This window comes from Halomonas ramblicola (assembly GCF_030409215.1).
In the GTDB taxonomy this organism is placed as follows: domain Bacteria; phylum Pseudomonadota; class Gammaproteobacteria; order Pseudomonadales; family Halomonadaceae; genus Halomonas; species Halomonas ramblicola.
The window spans coordinates 354,488-371,601 of record NZ_JAUFPL010000034.1; the positions used below are offsets into that span (position 1 = coordinate 354,488).

Consider the following 17,114-nt stretch of genomic DNA (forward strand, 5'->3'; position numbering starts at 1 on the left):
TCACCGCCCCCCCTTCTTGAGCTCTTCGCGTTCCTGCGCCAGCTTCCGCTCCTCTTCACGCTGCTGCTCCTCGGTCAGACAGGGATTCGGCATGGGCTTGAACTGCTGGTCGCACCACTTGCGGATGGAATGACGCGCCAGCGCGGCCAGGCTGAAAGGGGGCATTACTCCCTCGGGCAACTCGGCGTTGATCTGGCGCTGTAGCTGCTCGAGGCGACGAACGGTGCCGGCGTCGAGTCGGATGTTCAGGGGCTGGGGTTCGGCCATTGGTCTGCACTCGTGGGAAGGGGGCTTGGGACTGGCTTTATGTACATGCTGTACTTACGGACAGCATAGCCGATACTGTTGGAAGAAACAACTTCGACAAGTCTCATAAAGCCGGTATGGGGTGGTAAATTATAAGGGAGTCCAATTTTTGAACTCAGAAACTCGCCGAAACCCTCCATAAGGGTTCAAATATTGAACCCTTATTTGTGCGCAGCTGAGAGATTCCTGGTTAAGGGTTCATTTTCTGAACCCTTCGAGTTCAAAAATTGAACGCGGTAAAAATCGAGATCAGCCGGACAACTTGCGCGGTGCCGTTATGGTCGGAGTGACGTCGAGCATCTTTCCTGGGCAGTCGTCTATCGGCGCCCAAGTGAACGCATACAGGGCACAGCGCGCCCCTTCTCGACCATGCTGGTTCTGCCGCGTCTTCATGATCAAGTTGCGGTCCTGGAGCTCGCGGAGCGACTTGGCGAGCGTGGCCTTCGCCATCCCGCCCCATTCCTGCATGGTATTGTGGGTCGCCGACAAGTTGCCGTTGTTCTTGCCGTTGTACTGGAAGCCAAGCGCCAGCAGCACCGTCTTTGCTGACGGAGAGAGAGTGCGGAAGTCTTCGAGGTCCATCACTCGCTTGGGTATCGAAAAGGCACCCATTGGCCCCCAATCGACCTTGGGTTTCTTCTTCGCCATGGCGTCCTCCCGAGAGGGGCGGGGCGTTTCGCCCCACCCCCGGCGATCACTTCGACTCAACCAGGTGATAGCGCCGGATCTTGCGGCACCTCGCAGTCAGGTCAGGGTTCGGGTGGTCGTGCTTCTCGATGCGGTAGCCCTTGGCGATCAGGTCGCGCACCACCGCGCGGGCGTCGGCGATGGGCAGCTCCCATTGCAGTTCGGCGGCGCTCATAGGCCGGCGCCGGAGCGCCGATAGCACCATGCCGCACTGGGTGCTAGGATTGATCTTGCAGCACGGGGAATCTGCACTCCTATCGGCCCGGCCTCCCTCAAGGTCGGGCCGTTTCATGTCGGTCGTCATAGCTGCGCCTCCAGGATCTCCAGTCGGCGGACGAGTATCCTAGCCAGGTACGCACGAAGCTCGGCCCTCTCTCGGTCAGTGAGCACCAGCGGCCCGTAGTTGGTGGTCACCTCATCGGCACTGAACGCCTGCTTGGCCAGGGCGTAGCGGGTGCGCTCGATGGCATCCACCAGGCCGGTGGCGCCAATGTCCATCACGATGTCGGTCGGGGTCATGACTTGCCCTCCCCGTCATTGTGCTGGGTTGCGAGCTTAGCCAGGCGCTGCTCGTCATCATAGAGATCCTCGGCGAGGTCCCCTGCCCTGGTGGAAAGGTGTTCGACCGCGAGCATCAGCCCGCCGAGCTCGGCATCACTCAGGAATGGATCAATGCCCTCGGACGCTTTCCGCACCAGGTCGTCATTCACCAGGCGAGCGATGGTATTGATGGCCTCGGCGATTTCCTGGACGTCCTCGGCCTTGCTGTTGATGTGGGGGATGGGGCTCATGCTTCACCCCCTTGCTCGCTGGCACGGGCTACCTGGTGGGCGACGTTCGCTAGCGTCCCGCGTAGGGCATCGGCATCGGTGCCGTAGTGCAGTCGAACATCGATGGAGACTGGGGCGTCGGGCTTGAAGGTCGCTTCGAAGTGGCGATCACCGAGGCGCTCGACGATGCAGGCGTCGTGGCGACCGGTACGGCGCAGGGCCTCGCCCCAGCTCGATGCCCGGATCTCCAGGCGGGCGCCACTGCGGGCCAGGTAGACCTCGAACACGGGCAGGCCGGCCTGCTCTTCAAAGGCGCGGGCCTTGTTGATGTGGTGATTGTATCTGCGAAGGCGGGTGCTGGCGCTGCTATCGCTGAACAGGGCGGCTCTTGCCATTGCACGATGCGCGGCGGCGCGTGCAGACGGATTGCGGGAGGGGAATAGGCGCAGCTTAGCCATAGGTAGGACTCCATTCGGTTTGGAGTCACCCCCGGCTGCCGCCAAGCAACGGATGGGGGCGACTGTACGCGGATTGGCGGACCGGCCCGAATGGACACCGGCAGCCCCGGAGGGCTTCCACGCACAGCCGCCATAGCTCGTGGCAGACACAAAAATAGCGCCTGACACGAATGCGGCGCTTGTGCGCCATTCGGGTTTCGACCCGCCAAGGTCGGTTGCAGGATTTACTGCAACTGACGTAACAGTAGCGGTCGCAGTGGTGGTCGTCAACATCAGGCCACCTCCCCGCGCCCTGGGCGGCTCTCGGACCAGGCGTCAACGTCGGATTCTTTCCAGGCTACCGCTCTGCCGTTGGGTGTGAGCTTCACTGATCTGGGGAACTCGCCTTTCTTCATCAGGCGATAGATGGTAGGGGTGCTTAGACCAACGCGCTTGCGAACTTCGGGTAGTCTGAGAAGTACAGCCATGCCGTGATTCCTCTTGATCGTTCGACATGGCTAGGATGGAAGATGGAGGGCGGCTAGTCTTTCCGGGAGATTTTTATTTTTCTGGAAGAAAGCGAGCAGTGCTCGGGTCATAACGAAGTTCGTAATACCAGTCTCGAGCTCGTGAAAATGAAACGCCGTGTCTCTCAGCTGCAAGCTGGAATGCCTTCTCCACTGTAATGCCTGCGTGGATCATTCGCTTCACTTCACTGACGACGTGCACAGAGTTAAGGAAACGCTCTCTTGCTCTCGCAAGATTGATGCCCTTCAAGTCGTCGTAATCAAATGCCTCATCCAATGTCCGGCATTCGTAATGCGATGCCTTCCGCCATGATTTCACATAGGCCTGTCGGCACCAGGTCGGTAAAGGTAGCCCGACCAAGGCACACCGTTCTACCGCCTTTAGCAGGGCAGCAGAGTCGCCTTGTTCATACCTTTGGTGAAACCTTGGTAGATCTTGATGCCACGACTGCCACTGTATGAGTGGGCTAGCAAGAGCGGCGTCAGTGTCTCCGCCAGTCGCGGCCCACTCTGAGTAAGCATGGATGGCATCCTCTAACGTCCAGCTTTCCAGTTGGGCGATCGCCGGCGCCAACATTCCGTAATCGCTCATACTTGCCCCCTGATCGGCACGACGTTGCCGGCGCCAGCACGCAATGCGTCCAAGTAGTCAGCCCAGCTCTGCAACATCTCCCGGCGCTGCTCGAGGAACTGCGTCCGGTTGTAGGCGCGGCCATTGGCATCGCGGACCTTGTGGGCAAGCTGCTGCTCGATGTGCTCGGGTGAGTAGTTCAGACGCTCAGCCAGGATGGTACGGGCCATGGCGCGGAAGCCGTGGGCGGTCATCCTGTTTTTGAAGCCGAGATAGTCCAGGGCGGCGCCGATGGTGCTGTCACTCATCGGGCGGGTGCGGCTGCGGGCGTTGGGGAAGACATAGCCATCGGGGCCGGTGAGGCCATACAGGTCTCGCAGGATCTGCACCGCCTGACGCGGCAGCGGGACGATCAGCGGATCAGCGTTCTTGCTGGGCTGGAATGACCAGGTAGCGGCCTCGAGGTCGAAGTCCGACCACTGCGCGGTGCGCAGCTCACCAGGGCGCACGAATACCAGCGGGGCCAGGTTGATGGCGGCCACGACGACCGGCGTCCCCCCGTAGCCATCCAAGGCTCGCAGCAGCGCGGGAATCTCCTTGGGATCGGTGATGGCCGCAAAGTGCTTGGTCTTCGCCCGGCGCAGGCTGCCCCGGAGGTCGGCTGTCGGATCTCGGCGGCCCTTGCCGGTTGAAATGGCGTAGCGGAAGACCTGGCCGCACACAGTCTTGATCCTCGAGGCGGTCTCCAGATGCCCCCGCTTCTCGACCTTGCGCAGGCAGTCCAGCAGCTCGGGAGGAGAGATCTCGCCGACCGGCCGGTGGCCCAGGGTGGGGAAGATGTCGCGCTCGAGGCGGCGCTTGTTGCGCTCAAAGTGAGCCGGAACCACCTCGTGCTTGTGGATGTGCTCCAGCCACTCGGTGGCCACGGCCTTGAAGGTGTTGTCGGCGGCCGCCCTGCCCTGCTCCTTGGCAAGCCGCTTGGCGGTGCTGGGGTCCAGCCCCTGCGCCAGCATCTCCTTGGCCTCGTCGCGGGCCTTGCGGGCCTGGGCGAGCGACACCTTGCCGGCGCCCTCACCATAGACACCGATGGCCAGGCGCTTCTCCTTGCCGTGGTGCCGGTACTTCAACCGCCAGTACATGCCCCCACTTGGCGTGACTTCCAGGTACATGCCCCCACCATCGGACAGGCGGTAGGTCTTGTCTCTGGGCTGGGCATTGCGAACGGCGGTCGCCGTCAGCTTGTTGGTCGTCGCCATGGGGGCACCTCCTGGCAGGGGCATGATTCTGCCCCCATAGATGCCCCCTCGTAAGCTGATAAGTCAAGAGAAGGTGCGATATGCGCAGACAACAAAAAAGCGCCCGGAGGCGCTTTCTTGTGCGGTTTCAGATACTTCGTGAGAAGCTATGAAACCTATGACTGGTGGGTCGTGTAGGATTCGAACCTACGACCAATTGGTTAAAAGCCAACTGCTCTACCAACTGAGCTAACGACCCGGTGCTTGCGAACAAGCATACAGGCTCGGATGGTGGGTCGTGTAGGATTCGAACCTACGACCAATTGGTTAAAAGCCAACTGCTCTACCAACTGAGCTAACGACCCGTCCGAACGGGGGCAGATAATACTGATCCACCCCGCCACTGGCAAGGATTTTTTGCCTTTTGTCTTATACGCCGTGGCGTCGCGGGGCTCCTGCCTCAGCGGCTCCGCGGCTTGCGCATCGCCTGCACCGGCTTGCGCTTGTGCTTGTCGCGACTCCAGCGGTTGCGCTCGTCCGGGGTGAGTTCCGGCACCTTGCGCGGCGGCAGTCCGGCGGTCTCGGCCAGGTCGTCGATCTCCTCCTGGCTAAGCTCCACCCACTCGCTGGCCTTGGCCCGCTTGTCGAGGAAGATGTTGCCGTAGCGAACCCGCTTGAGGCGGCTGACGGTGAGCCCCTGGGACTCCCACAGGCGGCGCACCTCGCGGTTGCGTCCCTCCATGATCACCACGTGGAACCAGGTGTTGATGCCCTCCCCGCCGAACTCCTGGACGTCGGTGAAGCGCGCCGGGCCGTCGTCGAGCATCACCCCCTCGACCATGGCCACCACCTGCTCCTTCTTGACCTCGCCCATGACCCGCACGGCGTACTCGCGCTCCACCTGGGTGGAGGGATGCATCAGGCGGTTGGCCAGCTCGCCGTCGGTGGTGAAGAGCAGCAGGCCGCTGGTGTTGATGTCGAGGCGGCCGATGGCGATCCAGCGCTCGCCCTTGAGGCGCGGCAGGCGGTCGAAGACGGTGCGCCGCCCCTCCGGGTCCTTGCGGGTGCACAGCTCGCCCTCCGGCTTGTTGTACATGATCACCCGCCGCGGCACCTCCTCGGCACCGCGCAGGGTCACCGGGCGGTTGTCGAGTAGCACCTTGTCGCGCGTCTCGATGCGGTCGCCCAGGGTCGCCACCTGGCCGTTGACCCTGACCCGACCGTCGGCGATGGCGGCCTCCATCTCGCGGCGCGAACCCAGCCCGGCACGGGCCAGGACCTTCTGCAGTTTTTCGCTGGTGTTGCTCATGAGTCGTCGTTCTCACTGGATGTGGATTCCGCCCCCGGGGCAGCGTCATCGTCGACGCGGCCCAGGGCGCGTTCGGACAGGCGGGCCTCGAGGTCGGCGAAGCTCAGCCCGGTCCGCTCGGACGCCGTCCCGGCGTGGTCGTCGTCGGCCGTCCCGGCCGTCGTGTCGGAGGTGCCGGCGGCTTCGGCCGCCGCCTCCGGGTGTTCGGAATCTTGCGGCGCCCCGGCGGCGGCGCCCTCGGGGGCATCGGCCTGGGCGAGGATCTCGGCCTGGGCCGGCGGTGGCGCGTCCTCCTCGAAGCGCGGCGCCTCGAACTCCTTGAGCTCGTGCATGGGCGGCAGCTCGTCGAGGGTCTTGAGGCCGAAGTCGTCGAGGAAGCTGCGGGTGGTGGCATAGACCGCCGGCCGCCCCGGCACGTCGCGATGGCCCACCACGCGGATCCAGCCGCGCTCGAGCAGGGTACGCATGATCGAGCCGCTCACCGTGACGCCGCGCACCTCCTCGATGTCGCTGCGGGTTACCGGCTGGCGGTAGGCGATCAGCGCCAGGGTCTCGAGCAGCGCCCGGGAGTAGCGCTGGGGACGCTCGTCCCACAGCCGCGACACCCAGGGCGAGAGGCGCGGCCGGATGCGCAGCTGGTAGCCCGAGGCGGTCTCGAGCAGCTCCATGGCGCCGCGCTCGTGGCGCAGTGCCAGGCGCTCCAGCGCCTCGCTCAGGGCGCGCCGGGGCGGACGCTCGTGGTCGTCGAACAGCCCCGCCAGCCGCTCCAGGGAGAGCGGCTCGCCGGCGGCCAGCAACGCCGCCTCCAGGATCTCGTCCAGGGCCTCGGGAAACTCCATGGCGGTCATGGCCGCTCCTCCCCTTCGCCGTCGTCCTCCTCGAAGGCACTCTCGCCCTCGACCTCCAGGTCGTCCAGCTCGCCGTCCTCGCCCTCGGCCAGCGCCGCCCGGGCCCGCACATGGATCGGCGAGAGCGGCGCGTTCTGCACGATCTCGATCATCGCTTCCTTGGCGAGCTCGAGGATCGCCATGAAGGTCACCACCACCCCGGGCCGCCCCTCCTCGAGGGTGAACAGCGCCTCGAAGGGCGTGAAGTGCCCGCCGCCGAGTCGCTCCATGATCGACAGCATGCGCTCTCGGGTGGAGAGCACCTCGCGGCTGATCTGGTGGGTCTGGTTGAGCTCGGCGCGACGCAGGATGCCGGCCAGGGCGCCGAGCAGCTCGTCCAGTCCCACGTCGGGGTGGATCACCCGCGACTCCAGCGGCGGCAGCGCCGCCTTGGCCGGGAACCAGTCGCGACCCAGGCGCGGCAGCTCGGCGAGTTCCTCGGCGGCGTTCTTGAGCCGCTCGTACTCCTGCAGGCGACGGATCAGCTCGGCCCGCGGGTCCTCCTCCTCGTCGCCGCCGCCCTCCTTCGGCGGCCGCGGCAACAGGGTCCGCGACTTGATCTCGGCGAGCATCGCCGCCATCAGCAGGTACTCCCCGGCCAGCTCGATCTCCATCGCCTTCATCAGTTCCACGTACTCGATGTACTGGCGGGTGATGGCGGCCACGTCGATGGCCAGGATATCCAGGTTCTGGCGCCGGATCAGGTAGAGCAGCAGATCGAGCGGCCCCTCGAAGGCCTCGAGGAACACCCGCAGCGCCTCCGGTGGAATGTAGAGGTCCTCCGGCAGCTCGGTGATCGGCTCGTCGAACAGCCGCCCCAGCACCTCGGCCTGCTGGGCCGCGACGGCTGTCTGCTCGGGGCTGGCGGTATCGGGGGTGGCGCTCACGCGGCGTGCCTCTCCGGGGACGCGGGATCAACGCGCCAGTCTAGCAAGATGGTGCCGCGGGAGACAGCATCGCACCCTACTCCGCCGCCTCGGCGCGGCGATAGCGCCCGGTGTAATCGAAGAGCTTCTCGCGCACCTGCCAGTGGCGCCCCACCTTGCGGCCCACCACGAAGTCGGGGTGGCGCAGGCGCCGTCGCTCGGCGATCACCTCCTCGGGGGTGGTGGGCCGAAAGGGCATGCCGGGGGCACGCAGGTGGTCGCGCAGGAAGGCCGCGGCGAAGGCGGCCCGCTGGGCCGGGGTCTCCAGGGCGAACCACTCCGCGAGCGTGGCACCGTCCTCGTCGTGATAGGTCACCCTGAGCCGCGGCAGTCCACGACCGTTGACGGTGACTTCGAGCCGCATGCCGCTGACCCGCAGCACCCGGGCGTCACGCAGGCGCAGCGCCTCCCGGAGCTTGTCATCGGCGTCCACCAGCAGCCGCTGGCACCCGTGGCAGCGCCGCGCGGCGATATCGTTCTCGGCGCCGCACTCGTCGCAGGTCTTGAAGCGGTAGCGGAAGTCGCACTGGCGCGTCCGCCGCCCCTCCTCGGGCAGTGCGGGCTCGCCGCTTGCGGCGTCCACCAGCCCCTGGCAACGACGGCCGAAGTGTTCGATCACCAGCTCGCCGTCGTGCCGCCCCCAGAACAGGTTGGCGTGGCCGCAGGCAGGGCACTCGACCTGCACCGGCTGGGTATCGGAGGCCGGTCGGGGCGCGCCTACCTCGGGGGCGTAGAGGTCCCAGGGGTTGCCGGCATAGTCGAGCACCAGGCAGTCCGCCTTGCCGGGCGAGAGGCGCAGGCCGCGGCCGATGATCTGCTGGTAGAGGCTCACCGACTCGGTGGGCCTGAGGATGGCGATCAGGTCCACGTGGGGCGCATCGAAGCCGGTGGTGAGCACCGCCACATTGACCAGGTACTTGAGTTCGCGGGCCTTGAAGGCGGCGATGAACCGCTCGCGCTCGGCGGACGGCGTCTCGCCGGTGACCAGGGCGGCCTGGCCGACCGGCAGGTAGCCGAGGACCTCCTCGGCGTGGGCCACGCTGGCGGCGAACAGCATCACGCCCCGGCGGTCGGCGGCACGCTCGACCACCTCGGCGACGATGCCCGGGGTGGCGCGATGGCCCGCCACCACCCGGTCCAGCTCCGCCTCGCGGAACAGCCCGCTTGCCGATGGCGCGAGTCGCGAGAAGTCGTAGCCTTCGATGGCCGCGTCCACCCGCTTGGGCTCGGCCAGGTAGCCCTGCCGGACCATCAGCCGCAGCGGCTGCTCGAAGACGCAGTCGCGGAAGAAGCAGCTCTCCTCGCCGCGCACCATGCCGTGATGGTGGCGGTGATAGATGAAGCCCTGCCCCAGCCGATAGGGGGTCGCCGTCAATCCCAGCACCTTGAGCCTCGGGTTGGCGGTGCGCAGGCGGTCGATCACCTTGCGGTAGCTGGCGTCCTCGTCGGGCGAGACCCGGTGGCACTCGTCGATCACCAGCAGGGTGAAATCGCCGTCGTCGAAACTCTCGAGGCGGCGCACCACCGACTGCACCGAGCCGAACACCACCTGGCGGCCGCTCTCCTTGCGCCCCAGCCCGGCGCTGAAGATGTCCGCCGCGAGGCCATAGGCCTGGTACTTGGCGTGGTTCTGCTCGACCAGCTCGCGCACATGGGCCAGCACCAGCACCCGCCCCCGGGCCAGGCGCGCCAGCTCGGCGATCACCAGCGACTTGCCGCTGCCGGTGGGCAGCACCACCACCGCCGGCTCGCTGCTGGCGCGGAAGTGCTCGACGACCCGGCGCACGGCCTCCCGCTGGTAGGGACGCAGGGCCGGGGGTGAAGACACCGAAGGCGGCCCGGAGGCCGCCTTCGCTGCGGGTTGCCGGGTCGGCATGGGCGCCTCAGCCGGCCCACACCCGAGCGTTGCGGAACAGCCGCAGCCAGGCGCCGTCCCGGGTCCACTCCGCCGGGCGCCAGGAGTTGGTCACGGCGCGGACCACCCGCTCGGGGTGCGGCATCATCACGGTGACCCGGCCGTCGGGGGTGGTCAGGCCGGTGATGCCGGAGGGCGAGCCATTGGGGTTGGCCGGGTAGCGGGTGGTCACCTGACCGTAGTTGTCCACGTAGCGCAGGGCCACCTGGCCGCTGCCCTGCATCCTGCGCAGGTGGGCGCTGTCGCGGAACTCGCTGCGTCCCTCGCCGTGGGCCACGGCGATCGGCAGCCGCGAGCCCTCCATGCCGGCCAGCAGGATCGACGGGCTCTTCTCCACCTGGACCATGGCCACGCGCGCCTCGAACTGCTCGGACTCGTTGCGCACGAAGCGCGGCCAGGCCTCGGCGCCGGGGATCAGTTCGCGCAGCTGGGCGAGCATCTGGCAGCCGTTGCACACCCCCAGGGTGAAGCTGTCGTCGCGGTCGAAGAAGGCCGCGAACTGATCGCGGGCACGGGGGTTGAAGAGCACCGATTTCGCCCAGCCGCCGCCGGCGCCCAGGACGTCGCCGTAGGAGAAGCCGCCGCAGGCCACCAGGCCCTTGAACGCCTCCAGCGACACGCGCCCCTCGAGGATGTCGCTCATGTGCACGTCGACGGCCTCGAAGCCGGCGCGGTCGAAGGCCCAGGCCATCTCCACCTGGCCATTGACGCCCTGCTCGCGCAGCACCGCCACCGGCGGCCTCGCCACATTCACGAAGGGCGCGGCGATGTCCTCCTCGACATCGAAGCTCGGCTGAGCCGAGAGGCCCGGGTCGCGGTCGTCGAGCAGGTTGTCGAACTCGTTCTTGGCGCAGTCCGGGTTGTCGCGCAGCGCCTGCATCCGATAGCTGGTCTCGGTCCAGGTGCGCTGGGCGCGCAGTCGGGTGGTCTCGAGCAGCGGCTCCTCGAACAGCGTCACGCGGACCTGGTCGTCGTAGCGCGGCCGGGCGATGACCCCGCAGGTCTCGATGCCGGCCGCGGCGAACTGGGTCAGCACCTCCTCGGTATGCTCGCGGTTGACCTGGATCACCGCGCCCAGCTCCTCGGCGAACAGGGCGTTGAAGGCCTCCACCGGCTCGTCGACCAGCCAGTCGAGCTTGATCTCCAGGCCGGAGTGGGCGGCGAAGGCCATCTCCAGCAGGGTCACCAGCAGGCCGCCGTCGCTGCGGTCGTGGTAGGCAAGCAGCTTGCCCTCGGCGTTGAGGCCCTGGATCACCGCGAAGAACGCCTGGAGGTCCTCCGGGTCGTCCAGGTCGGGACACGCGTCGCCCACCTGGCCGTAGACCTGGGCCAGGGCCGAGCCACCCAGGCGATTCCGGCCGCCGCCCAGGTCGATCAGGAGCAGGTCGGACTCGTCCTGCTCCAGGTTGATCTGCGGGGTCAGGGTGGCCATGGCGTCACGCACCGGGGCGAAGCCGGTGACCACCAGCGACAGCGGCGAGGTGACGCTCTTCTCCTCGACCCCGCCCTTGTCGTTCTCGGCCTGCCAGGCGGTGCGCATGGACATGGAGTCCTTGCCCACCGGGATGGCGATGCCCAGTGCCGGGCACAGCTCCATGCCCACGGCGTGCACGGCGTCATACAGCGCCTGGTTCTCGCCGGGGTGGTCGGCGGCACTCATCCAGTTGGCGGAGAGCTTGATATCGGAGAGCCGGTCGATGGGCGCGGCGGCCAGGTTGGTGATGGCTTCTGCCACCGCCAGGCGGGCACTGGCCGCCGGGTCGATCAGCGCCACCGGGGGCCGCTCGCCCAGGGCCATGGCCTCGCCGGCGTGGGTGTCGAAGCTGGCCGTGGTCACGGCGACGTCGGCCACCGGTACCTGCCAGGGACCGACCATCTGGTCGCGGGCCACCTGGCCGGTGATGGAGCGGTCGCCGATGGTGATCAGAAAGCTCTTGGAGGCCACGGTGGGCAGGCGCAGCACGCGGTCCATGGCCTCGCGCAGGTCGAGGTTGTCGAGCATCACCCCGGGCAGTTCGTTCGCTTCGCGGCTGAACTCCCGGGTCATCTTCGGAGGCTTGCCGAACAGCACGCTCATGGGGAGATCGACCGGCTGGGTCTCGAAGTGGCCGTCGCGCACCTCCAGGTGGTGGGCCTCGATGGCCTCGCCCACCACGGCGTAGGGGCAGCGCTCGCGCCGGCACAGGGCGTCGAAGGTGTCGAGGTCCTCGGGCGCCACCGCCAGCACGTAGCGCTCCTGGGCCTCGTTGCACCAGATCTCCAGCGGGCTCATGCCCGGCTCGGCATTGGGCACGGCGCGCAGGTCGAAGAGGCCGCCCCGCTCGCCGTCCTTGACCAGCTCGGGCAGGGCGTTGGAGAGGCCGCCGGCGCCCACGTCGTGGATGAAACGGATGGGGTTGCCCTCGCCCAGTGCCCAGCAGCGGTCGATCACCTCCTGGACGCGGCGCTCGATCTCGGGGTTGTCGCGCTGCACCGAGGCGAAGTCCAGGTCGGCGCTGGAGGTGCCGGAGGCCATGGAGGAGGCCGCCCCGCCGCCCAGGCCGATCAGCATGGCCGGGCCGCCCATCACGATCAGCTTGCCGCCTACCGGGATCTCGCCCTTCTCGACATGCCCGTCGCGGATATTGCCGTAGCCGCCGGCCAGCATGATCGGCTTGTGGTAGCCGCGACACTCGATGCCGTTGGCGCCCAGGACGTCCTGCTCGTAGGTGCGGAAGTAGCCGGCGAGGTTGGGGCGTCCGAATTCGTTGTTGAAGGCGGCACCGCCGATGGGCCCCTCCAGCATGATCGAAAGGGCCGAGACGATGCGCTCCGGCTTGCCGTAGTCGAAGGCCTCCCAGGGTTGCACGAACTCGGGGATGCGCAGGTTGGAGACGGTGAAGCCGGTGAGCCCCGCCTTGGGCTTGCCGCCGATGCCGGTGGCCCCCTCGTCGCGGATCTCGCCGCCGGCACCGGTGGCCGCGCCGGGGTGCGGGGCGATGGCGGTGGGGTGGTTGTGGGTCTCCACCTTCATCAGGATCTGGATCGGCTCATGCTGGCCGGTGTAGGCGGCGCGCTCGCCGGCCTGGCCGGTGAGCGGCGCCGGGAAGAAGCGCGGCGCCTCGCTGCCCCGGATCACCGCGGCGTTGTCGCTGTAGGCGGAGAGGATGTTCTCCGGCGACTCCTGGTAGGTGTTCTTGATCATCTTGAACAGCGAGTGGCTCTGTGCCTCGCCGTCGATCACCCAGTCGGCGTTGAAGATCTTGTGGCGGCAGTGCTCGGAGTTGGCCTGGGCGAACATCATCAGCTCGACGTCCGTGGGGTTGCGTCCCAGGTTGCGGAAGGCGTCGTGCAGGTAGTCGATCTCGTCCTCGGCCAGCGCCAGGCCCAGCTCGCCGTTGGCCGCCTCCAGCGCCGCACGCCCGCCCTCGAGGAGGTCCACGCTGCCCAGCGGGGCCGGCTCATGGTGGGCGAAGAGCTTCGCCGCATCGCTGGCGTCGGTGAGCACCGTCTCGGTCATGCGGTCGTGGAGTGCCTCGCGGATCCGCGTGTAGGCCTTCTCGGAGAGCATGCCCTTGAGCCTGACCCGGTAGGCGATGCCGCGCTCGATGCGGTTCACCCTGACCAGGCCGCAGCTGTGGGCGATGTCGGTGGCCTTGGAGGACCAGGGCGACTGGGTGCCGATGCGCGGCACCACCAGGAAGAGATGGCCTTCGCCGGTGCCGCGGGGCTCGATCTCGCGAGTCCCGTAGTCGAGGAGTCGCTCCAAGACGCTCAGCTCCTCGTCGGCCAGGTCGCCGTCATGGTCGACGAAGTGCACGTACTCCGCCTGCAGCGACTCGACGTCGGCCACGCCGTCGCGCAGGGCGGCCAGCAGCTTGGCATGACGGAAGGCGGAGAGGGCGGGCGCGCCGCGCAGTTCGAGCATATCCTGGAGCCTCTGAGAATCTTCACGATCGGGGCCGCGAGCCTGCGGCAATGAGCGCACATGATACTGGAAAGCGGGGGTGGCGAGAAATCGTGCGGATGACAGCCCGGCCCCGGCTGGTTATCGTGGTGGGCCGCCCTCGCAAGCCGTCACCGCATGCCTCGAGCCGTCAGCGATCACCTCAAGCACGCCTGGCGGGGCTACACGGCCCTGCTGGTGGCCCTGTGCCTGACCCTGCTGCCCGAGCGCCCGCGGGACGGCGCGGGGCGTCACCTGGCGGAGATCCTGGAGCGCGAGTTCTTGAGCGTCCACACCCGCAATACGCCCACCACCTACTACGAGGGGCGCGAGGGGCCGACCGGCTTCGAGTACGAGCTGGTGCGGCGCTTCGCCGGCCACCTCGGCGTCAGCCTGACCATCCAGGCCGACCACCACATCGCCAGCGTGCTGGACGCGGTGCGCCAGGAGGGCGACCTGGGCGCCGCCGCCCTGCCCCTGGAGCCCGACCTCGAGGGGGTGCTCTTCAGCCGGCCGATCCTCGAGCTGCAACCGGTGCTGGTCTACCGCCGGGGCCTGCCCCCGGTAGCGGAGATGGCGGACCTCGAGGGCCTGAGGATCGGGACCATCGGGGGTTCCGGCACCGGCCGAGTGCTGCGCGAACTGCAGGCCGAGTATCCCGCGCTGCGCTGGGAGGCGTCGCCGGAGGTGGAAACCGCCGAGCTGCTGAGGCGGATCGAGGACGGCACGCTCGACGCCGCGGTGCTCTTCGAGCACCAGTTCCGTCTCAACCGCCTGTTCTTTCCGGGCGTGGAACGCGGCTTCCCGCTGGGCGAGCCGCTCGCCATGGCCTGGGCCTTCCCCGCCGACCGCGGCCTGGCGTTGGTGGAGGCCGCCAACCGCTTCCTGGACAGGCTGCGCGAAATGGGCGAGCTGGACGCCCTGGTGGCCCGCTACTTCGGTCACGACGACTACCTGGAGTACGTCGGGGCACGCACCTTCCTGCAGCACGTCGACCACAGCCTCCCCGACTACACCGAGTTGTTCCGCGAGGCCGCCCGGGAGAGCGGTTTCGACTGGAAGCTGCTGGCAGCCCTGGGCTACCAGGAGTCGCACTGGGACCCGCAGGCCACCTCGCCCACTGGGGTGCGCGGCCTGATGATGCTGACCCAGGCCACGGCGGGGGACCTGGAGGTCGAGGACCGCCTGGATCCGGCCCAGAGCATCGCCGGCGGCGCCCGCTACCTGAGGAGCCTCGAGGAGCGGTTGCCGGAGTCGATCACCGGCGAGGACCGCCTCTACATGGCCATGGCGGCCTACAACGTGGGGCTCGGCCATCTCTACGACGCCCGCAAGATCACCGAGGCACGCGGCGACGACCCGGACCGCTGGGCCGACGTGCGCGAATCCCTGCCCCTGCTGCAGGAACGCGAATGGCACAGCCGGACCCGCCACGGCTACGCCCGCGGCGGCGAGCCGGTGATCTATGTGCGCAACATCCGACGCTATCATGAGATTCTCAGCTACGTGGATCGCAGTCAGCAGCAGTTCCCCCTGCTCAACGTGCGACTCGGCGACCCGGGTGAGCACGATGATCCCTTCCTGGCCCCCTCGACCGACGACTAGGGCCCCGGCATGATCGCCTGGGCCACACGGACGAGCCTGCTCGCCCTGTTGCTGGCGATGGCCGGCCTGCTGCTCGCCACCCAACGGCTCGAAGACCTGCATCCCGCAAGCCTGCTGCCGCTGGGAGGGGCTGCGATCGAACAGGCGACCCTGGCCGCCCTGCTGCTGGCCCAGCTCATGGGCGTCGTCGGCGGCTGGCGCGCATCCGCGACGAGCCTGCATCGTGCGCTCTGGCCTTCGCTGCTGCTCGCGCTGCTGGCCGTGCTGTTCTGGCACCAGCAGAAGACGCTCGCCGAGTGGAACCTGGAGACCCGGGCCCGCCTGGAGGGCCGGCAGATGGCCGACGGCCTGTCCCGGGAGATAGCCGACCACCTCGCCGCCATGCGCCGCTTCGCCAATCTCTGGCGGCTGACCGCGGGGGTGCCCAGTGAGGCCCAGTGGATCCTGCGGGTGGCCGCAGCGCTGCGCCGGGGCATCGAGGCCCTGGAGCTCGTGCACGCCGACGGCTCACCGCTCACCATCAGCATCGGCACCGCGACCCTGACCTCGGGACCGCTGCAACTGGACGCCTTGCTGCGCGCCGCCGACAAGGCCCTCTACGCCGCCAAGTCGGCGGGGCGCAACCGGGTCAGGTCGGCGGAATCAACGGTCTGAGGTCCCCTCCCCGCGACGGGCGGCGAAGAATTCCTTCAGCAGCCGGGTGGCGCGGGCGGCCAGCACCCCTCCCTGCACCTCGACACGGTGGTTGTACCAGGGCTGGGCGAAGAGGTTGGCCTTCGACTCGGCCATGCCGGTGCGCGGCTCGGCGGCGCCATAGACCAGCCGCGCCAGCCGCGCATGGATGATGGCGCCGGTGCACATCAGGCAGGGCTCCAGGGTCACGTAGAGGGTGCAGCCGTCGAGGCGGTAGTTACCCAGGCGCACGCCGGCATCGCGCAGTGCACGGATCTCGGCGTGGGCGCTGGGGTCATGCCCCGCCACCGGGGCGTTGTAGCCGCTACCGACGATCTCGCCGGCGGCGTCCACCACCACCGCCCCGACCGGCACCTCACCGGCGGCCAGCCCCTCACGGGCCTGGTCCAGCGCCCGGTGCATGTAGAATTCATCGCTGCGCAACGCCATCGACTCCATGTAGACTGGCATGAAACGACCGTATGACGGGCCGCCGAGGCCGCGACCGACGAACCGGAGAGCCACTCCCATGTCCGATGCCCTGAACGACCTGGTGGGCCTGCTGGCCCTGGAAACCCTCGAGGAAAACCTGTTCCGCGGCCGCAGCCAGGACCTCGGCCTGCCCCAGCTGTTCGGCGGCCAGGTGCTGGGCCAGGCGCTGTCGGCCGCCAGCCAGACCGTACCCGCCGAGCGGCGCGCCCATTCTCTCCACGGCTACTTCCTGCGCCCCGGCGACGCCGAACGCCCGGTAGTCTATCAGGTCGATGCCGTGCGCGACGGCGGCAGCTTCACCACCCGCCGGGTCACCGCCATCCAGAAGGGGCGACCGATCTTCTTCTGCAGCGCCTCCTTCCACGGCGAGGAGGCGGGCATTGCCCACCAGGCCGCCATGCCCGAGGCACCGAGCCCCGAATCACTGGCCGACACCGAGGCGAAGCTGGTGCGCTTCGACAGCCATCCCATCGAGTTCCTGCACGTGGGCGATGAGGCCGAACCGGGCCAGCCCGCCCGCAAGCGGATCTGGTTCCGGCTGGCCGGCGAGCTGCCCGACGACCCGGTGCTGCACCGCTACCTGCTCGCCTACAGCTCCGACTTCAACCTGCTGACCACCTCGCTGGTGCCCCACGGCCTGCACTTCCGCGACCCGAAACTGCAGATCGCCAGCCTCGACCACGCCCTCTGGTTCCACCACGACGTCAGGGTCAACGACTGGCTGCTCTATGACATGGACAGTCCCTGGGCCGGCGGCGCCCGGGGCTTCGCCCGCGGCAGCCTCTACGACCGCCAGGGTCGCCTGGTGGCCTCCACTGTCCAGGAAGGCCTCACCCGGCTGCGCGACTAG

The 17,114-nt window shown here is 67.9% G+C and carries 18 protein-coding genes and 2 tRNA genes; 3 read left to right on the forward strand and 17 right to left on the reverse strand.

What is annotated here, in order from left to right; translation table 11 throughout:
* The 16 genes from QWY80_RS18695 to purL all read right to left on the reverse strand — a co-directional run bounded on the left by QWY80_RS18695 (position 1) and on the right by purL (position 13,477).
* The gene (locus tag QWY80_RS18695) at positions 1-267 is read right to left on the reverse strand and encodes a hypothetical protein (protein ID WP_290235101.1); all 267 of its coding nucleotides are present in this window, start codon (positions 265-267) and stop codon (positions 1-3) included.
* Between the two features lie 288 nt (positions 268-555).
* On the reverse strand, positions 556-954 hold the full coding sequence (locus QWY80_RS18700; protein ID WP_290235105.1) for a hypothetical protein: 399 nt from the start codon (positions 952-954) through the stop codon (positions 556-558).
* 46 nt (positions 955-1,000) lie between these two features.
* Positions 1,001-1,297, reverse strand: a complete 297-nt coding sequence (locus tag QWY80_RS18705) for a helix-turn-helix domain-containing protein (protein ID WP_353960465.1) — start codon at positions 1,295-1,297, stop codon at positions 1,001-1,003.
* Positions 1,294-1,512, reverse strand: a complete 219-nt coding sequence (locus QWY80_RS18710; protein ID WP_290235107.1) for a hypothetical protein — start codon at positions 1,510-1,512, stop codon at positions 1,294-1,296. Before QWY80_RS18710 ends, QWY80_RS18705 begins: the two co-directional genes overlap by 4 nt.
* A complete protein-coding gene (locus QWY80_RS18715; protein ID WP_290235110.1) occupies positions 1,509-1,784 on the reverse strand; it encodes a hypothetical protein in 276 nt (91 codons plus the stop codon). Before QWY80_RS18715 ends, QWY80_RS18710 begins: the two co-directional genes overlap by 4 nt.
* Positions 1,781-2,221, reverse strand: a complete 441-nt coding sequence (locus QWY80_RS18720) for a hypothetical protein (RefSeq protein ID WP_290235113.1) — start codon at positions 2,219-2,221, stop codon at positions 1,781-1,783. The genes QWY80_RS18715 and QWY80_RS18720 overlap by 4 nt, the downstream gene beginning before the upstream one ends.
* A gap of 272 nt (positions 2,222-2,493) precedes the next feature.
* Positions 2,494-2,688, reverse strand: a complete 195-nt coding sequence (locus tag QWY80_RS18725; protein ID WP_290235116.1) for a helix-turn-helix transcriptional regulator — start codon at positions 2,686-2,688, stop codon at positions 2,494-2,496.
* Between the two features lie 73 nt (positions 2,689-2,761).
* Positions 2,762-3,319 carry a hypothetical protein gene (locus tag QWY80_RS18730; RefSeq protein WP_290235119.1) on the reverse strand — a complete coding sequence of 186 codons (558 nt, stop codon included), beginning with the start codon at positions 3,317-3,319 and terminating at the stop codon, positions 2,762-2,764.
* The gene (locus QWY80_RS18735) at positions 3,316-4,554 is read right to left on the reverse strand and encodes a tyrosine-type recombinase/integrase (RefSeq protein WP_290235121.1); all 1,239 of its coding nucleotides are present in this window, start codon (positions 4,552-4,554) and stop codon (positions 3,316-3,318) included. The genes QWY80_RS18730 and QWY80_RS18735 overlap by 4 nt, the downstream gene beginning before the upstream one ends.
* A gap of 162 nt (positions 4,555-4,716) precedes the next feature.
* Positions 4,717-4,792: transfer RNA gene (locus QWY80_RS18740), tRNA-Lys, on the reverse strand.
* A gap of 30 nt (positions 4,793-4,822) precedes the next feature.
* Positions 4,823-4,898, reverse strand: a tRNA-Lys gene (locus tag QWY80_RS18745).
* A 95-nt stretch (positions 4,899-4,993) separates the two neighbouring features.
* On the reverse strand, positions 4,994-5,842 hold the full coding sequence (gene rluB, locus QWY80_RS18750) for a 23S rRNA pseudouridine(2605) synthase RluB (protein WP_290235124.1): 849 nt from the start codon (positions 5,840-5,842) through the stop codon (positions 4,994-4,996).
* Entirely contained in the window at positions 5,839-6,690 is an 852-nt protein-coding gene (gene scpB / locus QWY80_RS18755) for an SMC-Scp complex subunit ScpB (RefSeq protein ID WP_290235126.1), read from the reverse strand. Before scpB ends, rluB begins: the two co-directional genes overlap by 4 nt.
* Positions 6,687-7,616, reverse strand: a complete 930-nt coding sequence (locus tag QWY80_RS18760; RefSeq protein WP_435389386.1) for a segregation and condensation protein A — start codon at positions 7,614-7,616, stop codon at positions 6,687-6,689. Before QWY80_RS18760 ends, scpB begins: the two co-directional genes overlap by 4 nt.
* A 76-nt stretch (positions 7,617-7,692) precedes the next feature.
* Positions 7,693-9,531: a DNA repair helicase RadD gene (gene radD, locus QWY80_RS18765; RefSeq protein ID WP_290235129.1), complete on the reverse strand. Its 1,839-nt coding sequence runs from the start codon at positions 9,529-9,531 to the stop codon at positions 7,693-7,695.
* Positions 9,532-9,538: 7 nt separating this feature from the next.
* Complete coding sequence (purL, locus tag QWY80_RS18770; RefSeq protein WP_290235132.1) at positions 9,539-13,477, reverse strand: phosphoribosylformylglycinamidine synthase; 3,939 nt, start codon at positions 13,475-13,477, stop codon at positions 9,539-9,541.
* A gap of 156 nt (positions 13,478-13,633) precedes the next feature.
* Here purL and mltF point away from each other — a divergent pair, with 156 nt between their 5' ends.
* Together mltF and QWY80_RS18780 are read left to right on the forward strand one after the other, a co-directional pair.
* A complete protein-coding gene (mltF, locus tag QWY80_RS18775; protein WP_290235135.1) occupies positions 13,634-15,100 on the forward strand; it encodes a membrane-bound lytic murein transglycosylase MltF in 1,467 nt (488 codons plus the stop codon).
* Between the two features lie 9 nt (positions 15,101-15,109).
* Positions 15,110-15,754: a diguanylate cyclase domain-containing protein gene (locus QWY80_RS18780; RefSeq protein ID WP_290235139.1), complete on the forward strand. Its 645-nt coding sequence runs from the start codon at positions 15,110-15,112 to the stop codon at positions 15,752-15,754.
* On the opposite strand, the gene tadA is transcribed toward QWY80_RS18780, so the two are convergent.
* The gene (gene tadA / locus QWY80_RS18785) at positions 15,743-16,216 is read right to left on the reverse strand and encodes a tRNA adenosine(34) deaminase TadA (protein ID WP_290235496.1); all 474 of its coding nucleotides are present in this window, start codon (positions 16,214-16,216) and stop codon (positions 15,743-15,745) included. The two genes, QWY80_RS18780 and tadA, sit on opposite strands and share 12 nt — an antisense overlap.
* Positions 16,217-16,301: 85 nt before the next feature.
* On the opposite strand from tadA, the gene QWY80_RS18790 reads away from it, so the two are divergent.
* Positions 16,302-17,114: an acyl-CoA thioesterase gene (locus tag QWY80_RS18790; RefSeq protein WP_290235141.1), complete on the forward strand. Its 813-nt coding sequence runs from the start codon at positions 16,302-16,304 to the stop codon at positions 17,112-17,114.

What these genes read in the sequence shown, in the direction of transcription:
- QWY80_RS18695 (WP_290235101.1), bottom strand. Translation starts at nt 267, where the DNA reads ATGGCCGAACCCCAGCCCCTGAACATCCGACTCGACGCCGGCACCGTT.
- QWY80_RS18700 (WP_290235105.1), bottom strand. Translation starts at nt 954, where the DNA reads ATGGCGAAGAAGAAACCCAAGGTCGATTGGGGGCCAATGGGTGCCTTT.
- QWY80_RS18705 (WP_353960465.1), bottom strand. Translation starts at nt 1,297, where the DNA reads ATGACGACCGACATGAAACGGCCCGACCTTGAGGGAGGCCGGGCCGAT.
- QWY80_RS18710 (WP_290235107.1), bottom strand. Translation starts at nt 1,512, where the DNA reads ATGACCCCGACCGACATCGTGATGGACATTGGCGCCACCGGCCTGGTG.
- QWY80_RS18715 (WP_290235110.1), bottom strand. Translation starts at nt 1,784, where the DNA reads ATGAGCCCCATCCCCCACATCAACAGCAAGGCCGAGGACGTCCAGGAA.
- QWY80_RS18720 (WP_290235113.1), bottom strand. Translation starts at nt 2,221, where the DNA reads ATGGCTAAGCTGCGCCTATTCCCCTCCCGCAATCCGTCTGCACGCGCC.
- QWY80_RS18725 (WP_290235116.1), bottom strand. Translation starts at nt 2,688, where the DNA reads ATGGCTGTACTTCTCAGACTACCCGAAGTTCGCAAGCGCGTTGGTCTA.
- QWY80_RS18730 (WP_290235119.1), bottom strand. Translation starts at nt 3,319, where the DNA reads ATGAGCGATTACGGAATGTTGGCGCCGGCGATCGCCCAACTGGAAAGC.
- QWY80_RS18735 (WP_290235121.1), bottom strand. Translation starts at nt 4,554, where the DNA reads ATGGCGACGACCAACAAGCTGACGGCGACCGCCGTTCGCAATGCCCAG.
- rluB (WP_290235124.1), bottom strand. Translation starts at nt 5,842, where the DNA reads ATGAGCAACACCAGCGAAAAACTGCAGAAGGTCCTGGCCCGTGCCGGG.
- scpB (WP_290235126.1), bottom strand. Translation starts at nt 6,690, where the DNA reads ATGACCGCCATGGAGTTTCCCGAGGCCCTGGACGAGATCCTGGAGGCG.
- radD (WP_290235129.1), bottom strand. Translation starts at nt 9,531, where the DNA reads ATGCCGACCCGGCAACCCGCAGCGAAGGCGGCCTCCGGGCCGCCTTCG.
- purL (WP_290235132.1), bottom strand. Translation starts at nt 13,477, where the DNA reads ATGCTCGAACTGCGCGGCGCGCCCGCCCTCTCCGCCTTCCGTCATGCC.
- mltF (WP_290235135.1), top strand. Translation starts at nt 13,634, where the DNA reads ATGCCTCGAGCCGTCAGCGATCACCTCAAGCACGCCTGGCGGGGCTAC.
- QWY80_RS18780 (WP_290235139.1), top strand. Translation starts at nt 15,110, where the DNA reads ATGATCGCCTGGGCCACACGGACGAGCCTGCTCGCCCTGTTGCTGGCG.
- QWY80_RS18790 (WP_290235141.1), top strand. Translation starts at nt 16,302, where the DNA reads ATGTCCGATGCCCTGAACGACCTGGTGGGCCTGCTGGCCCTGGAAACC.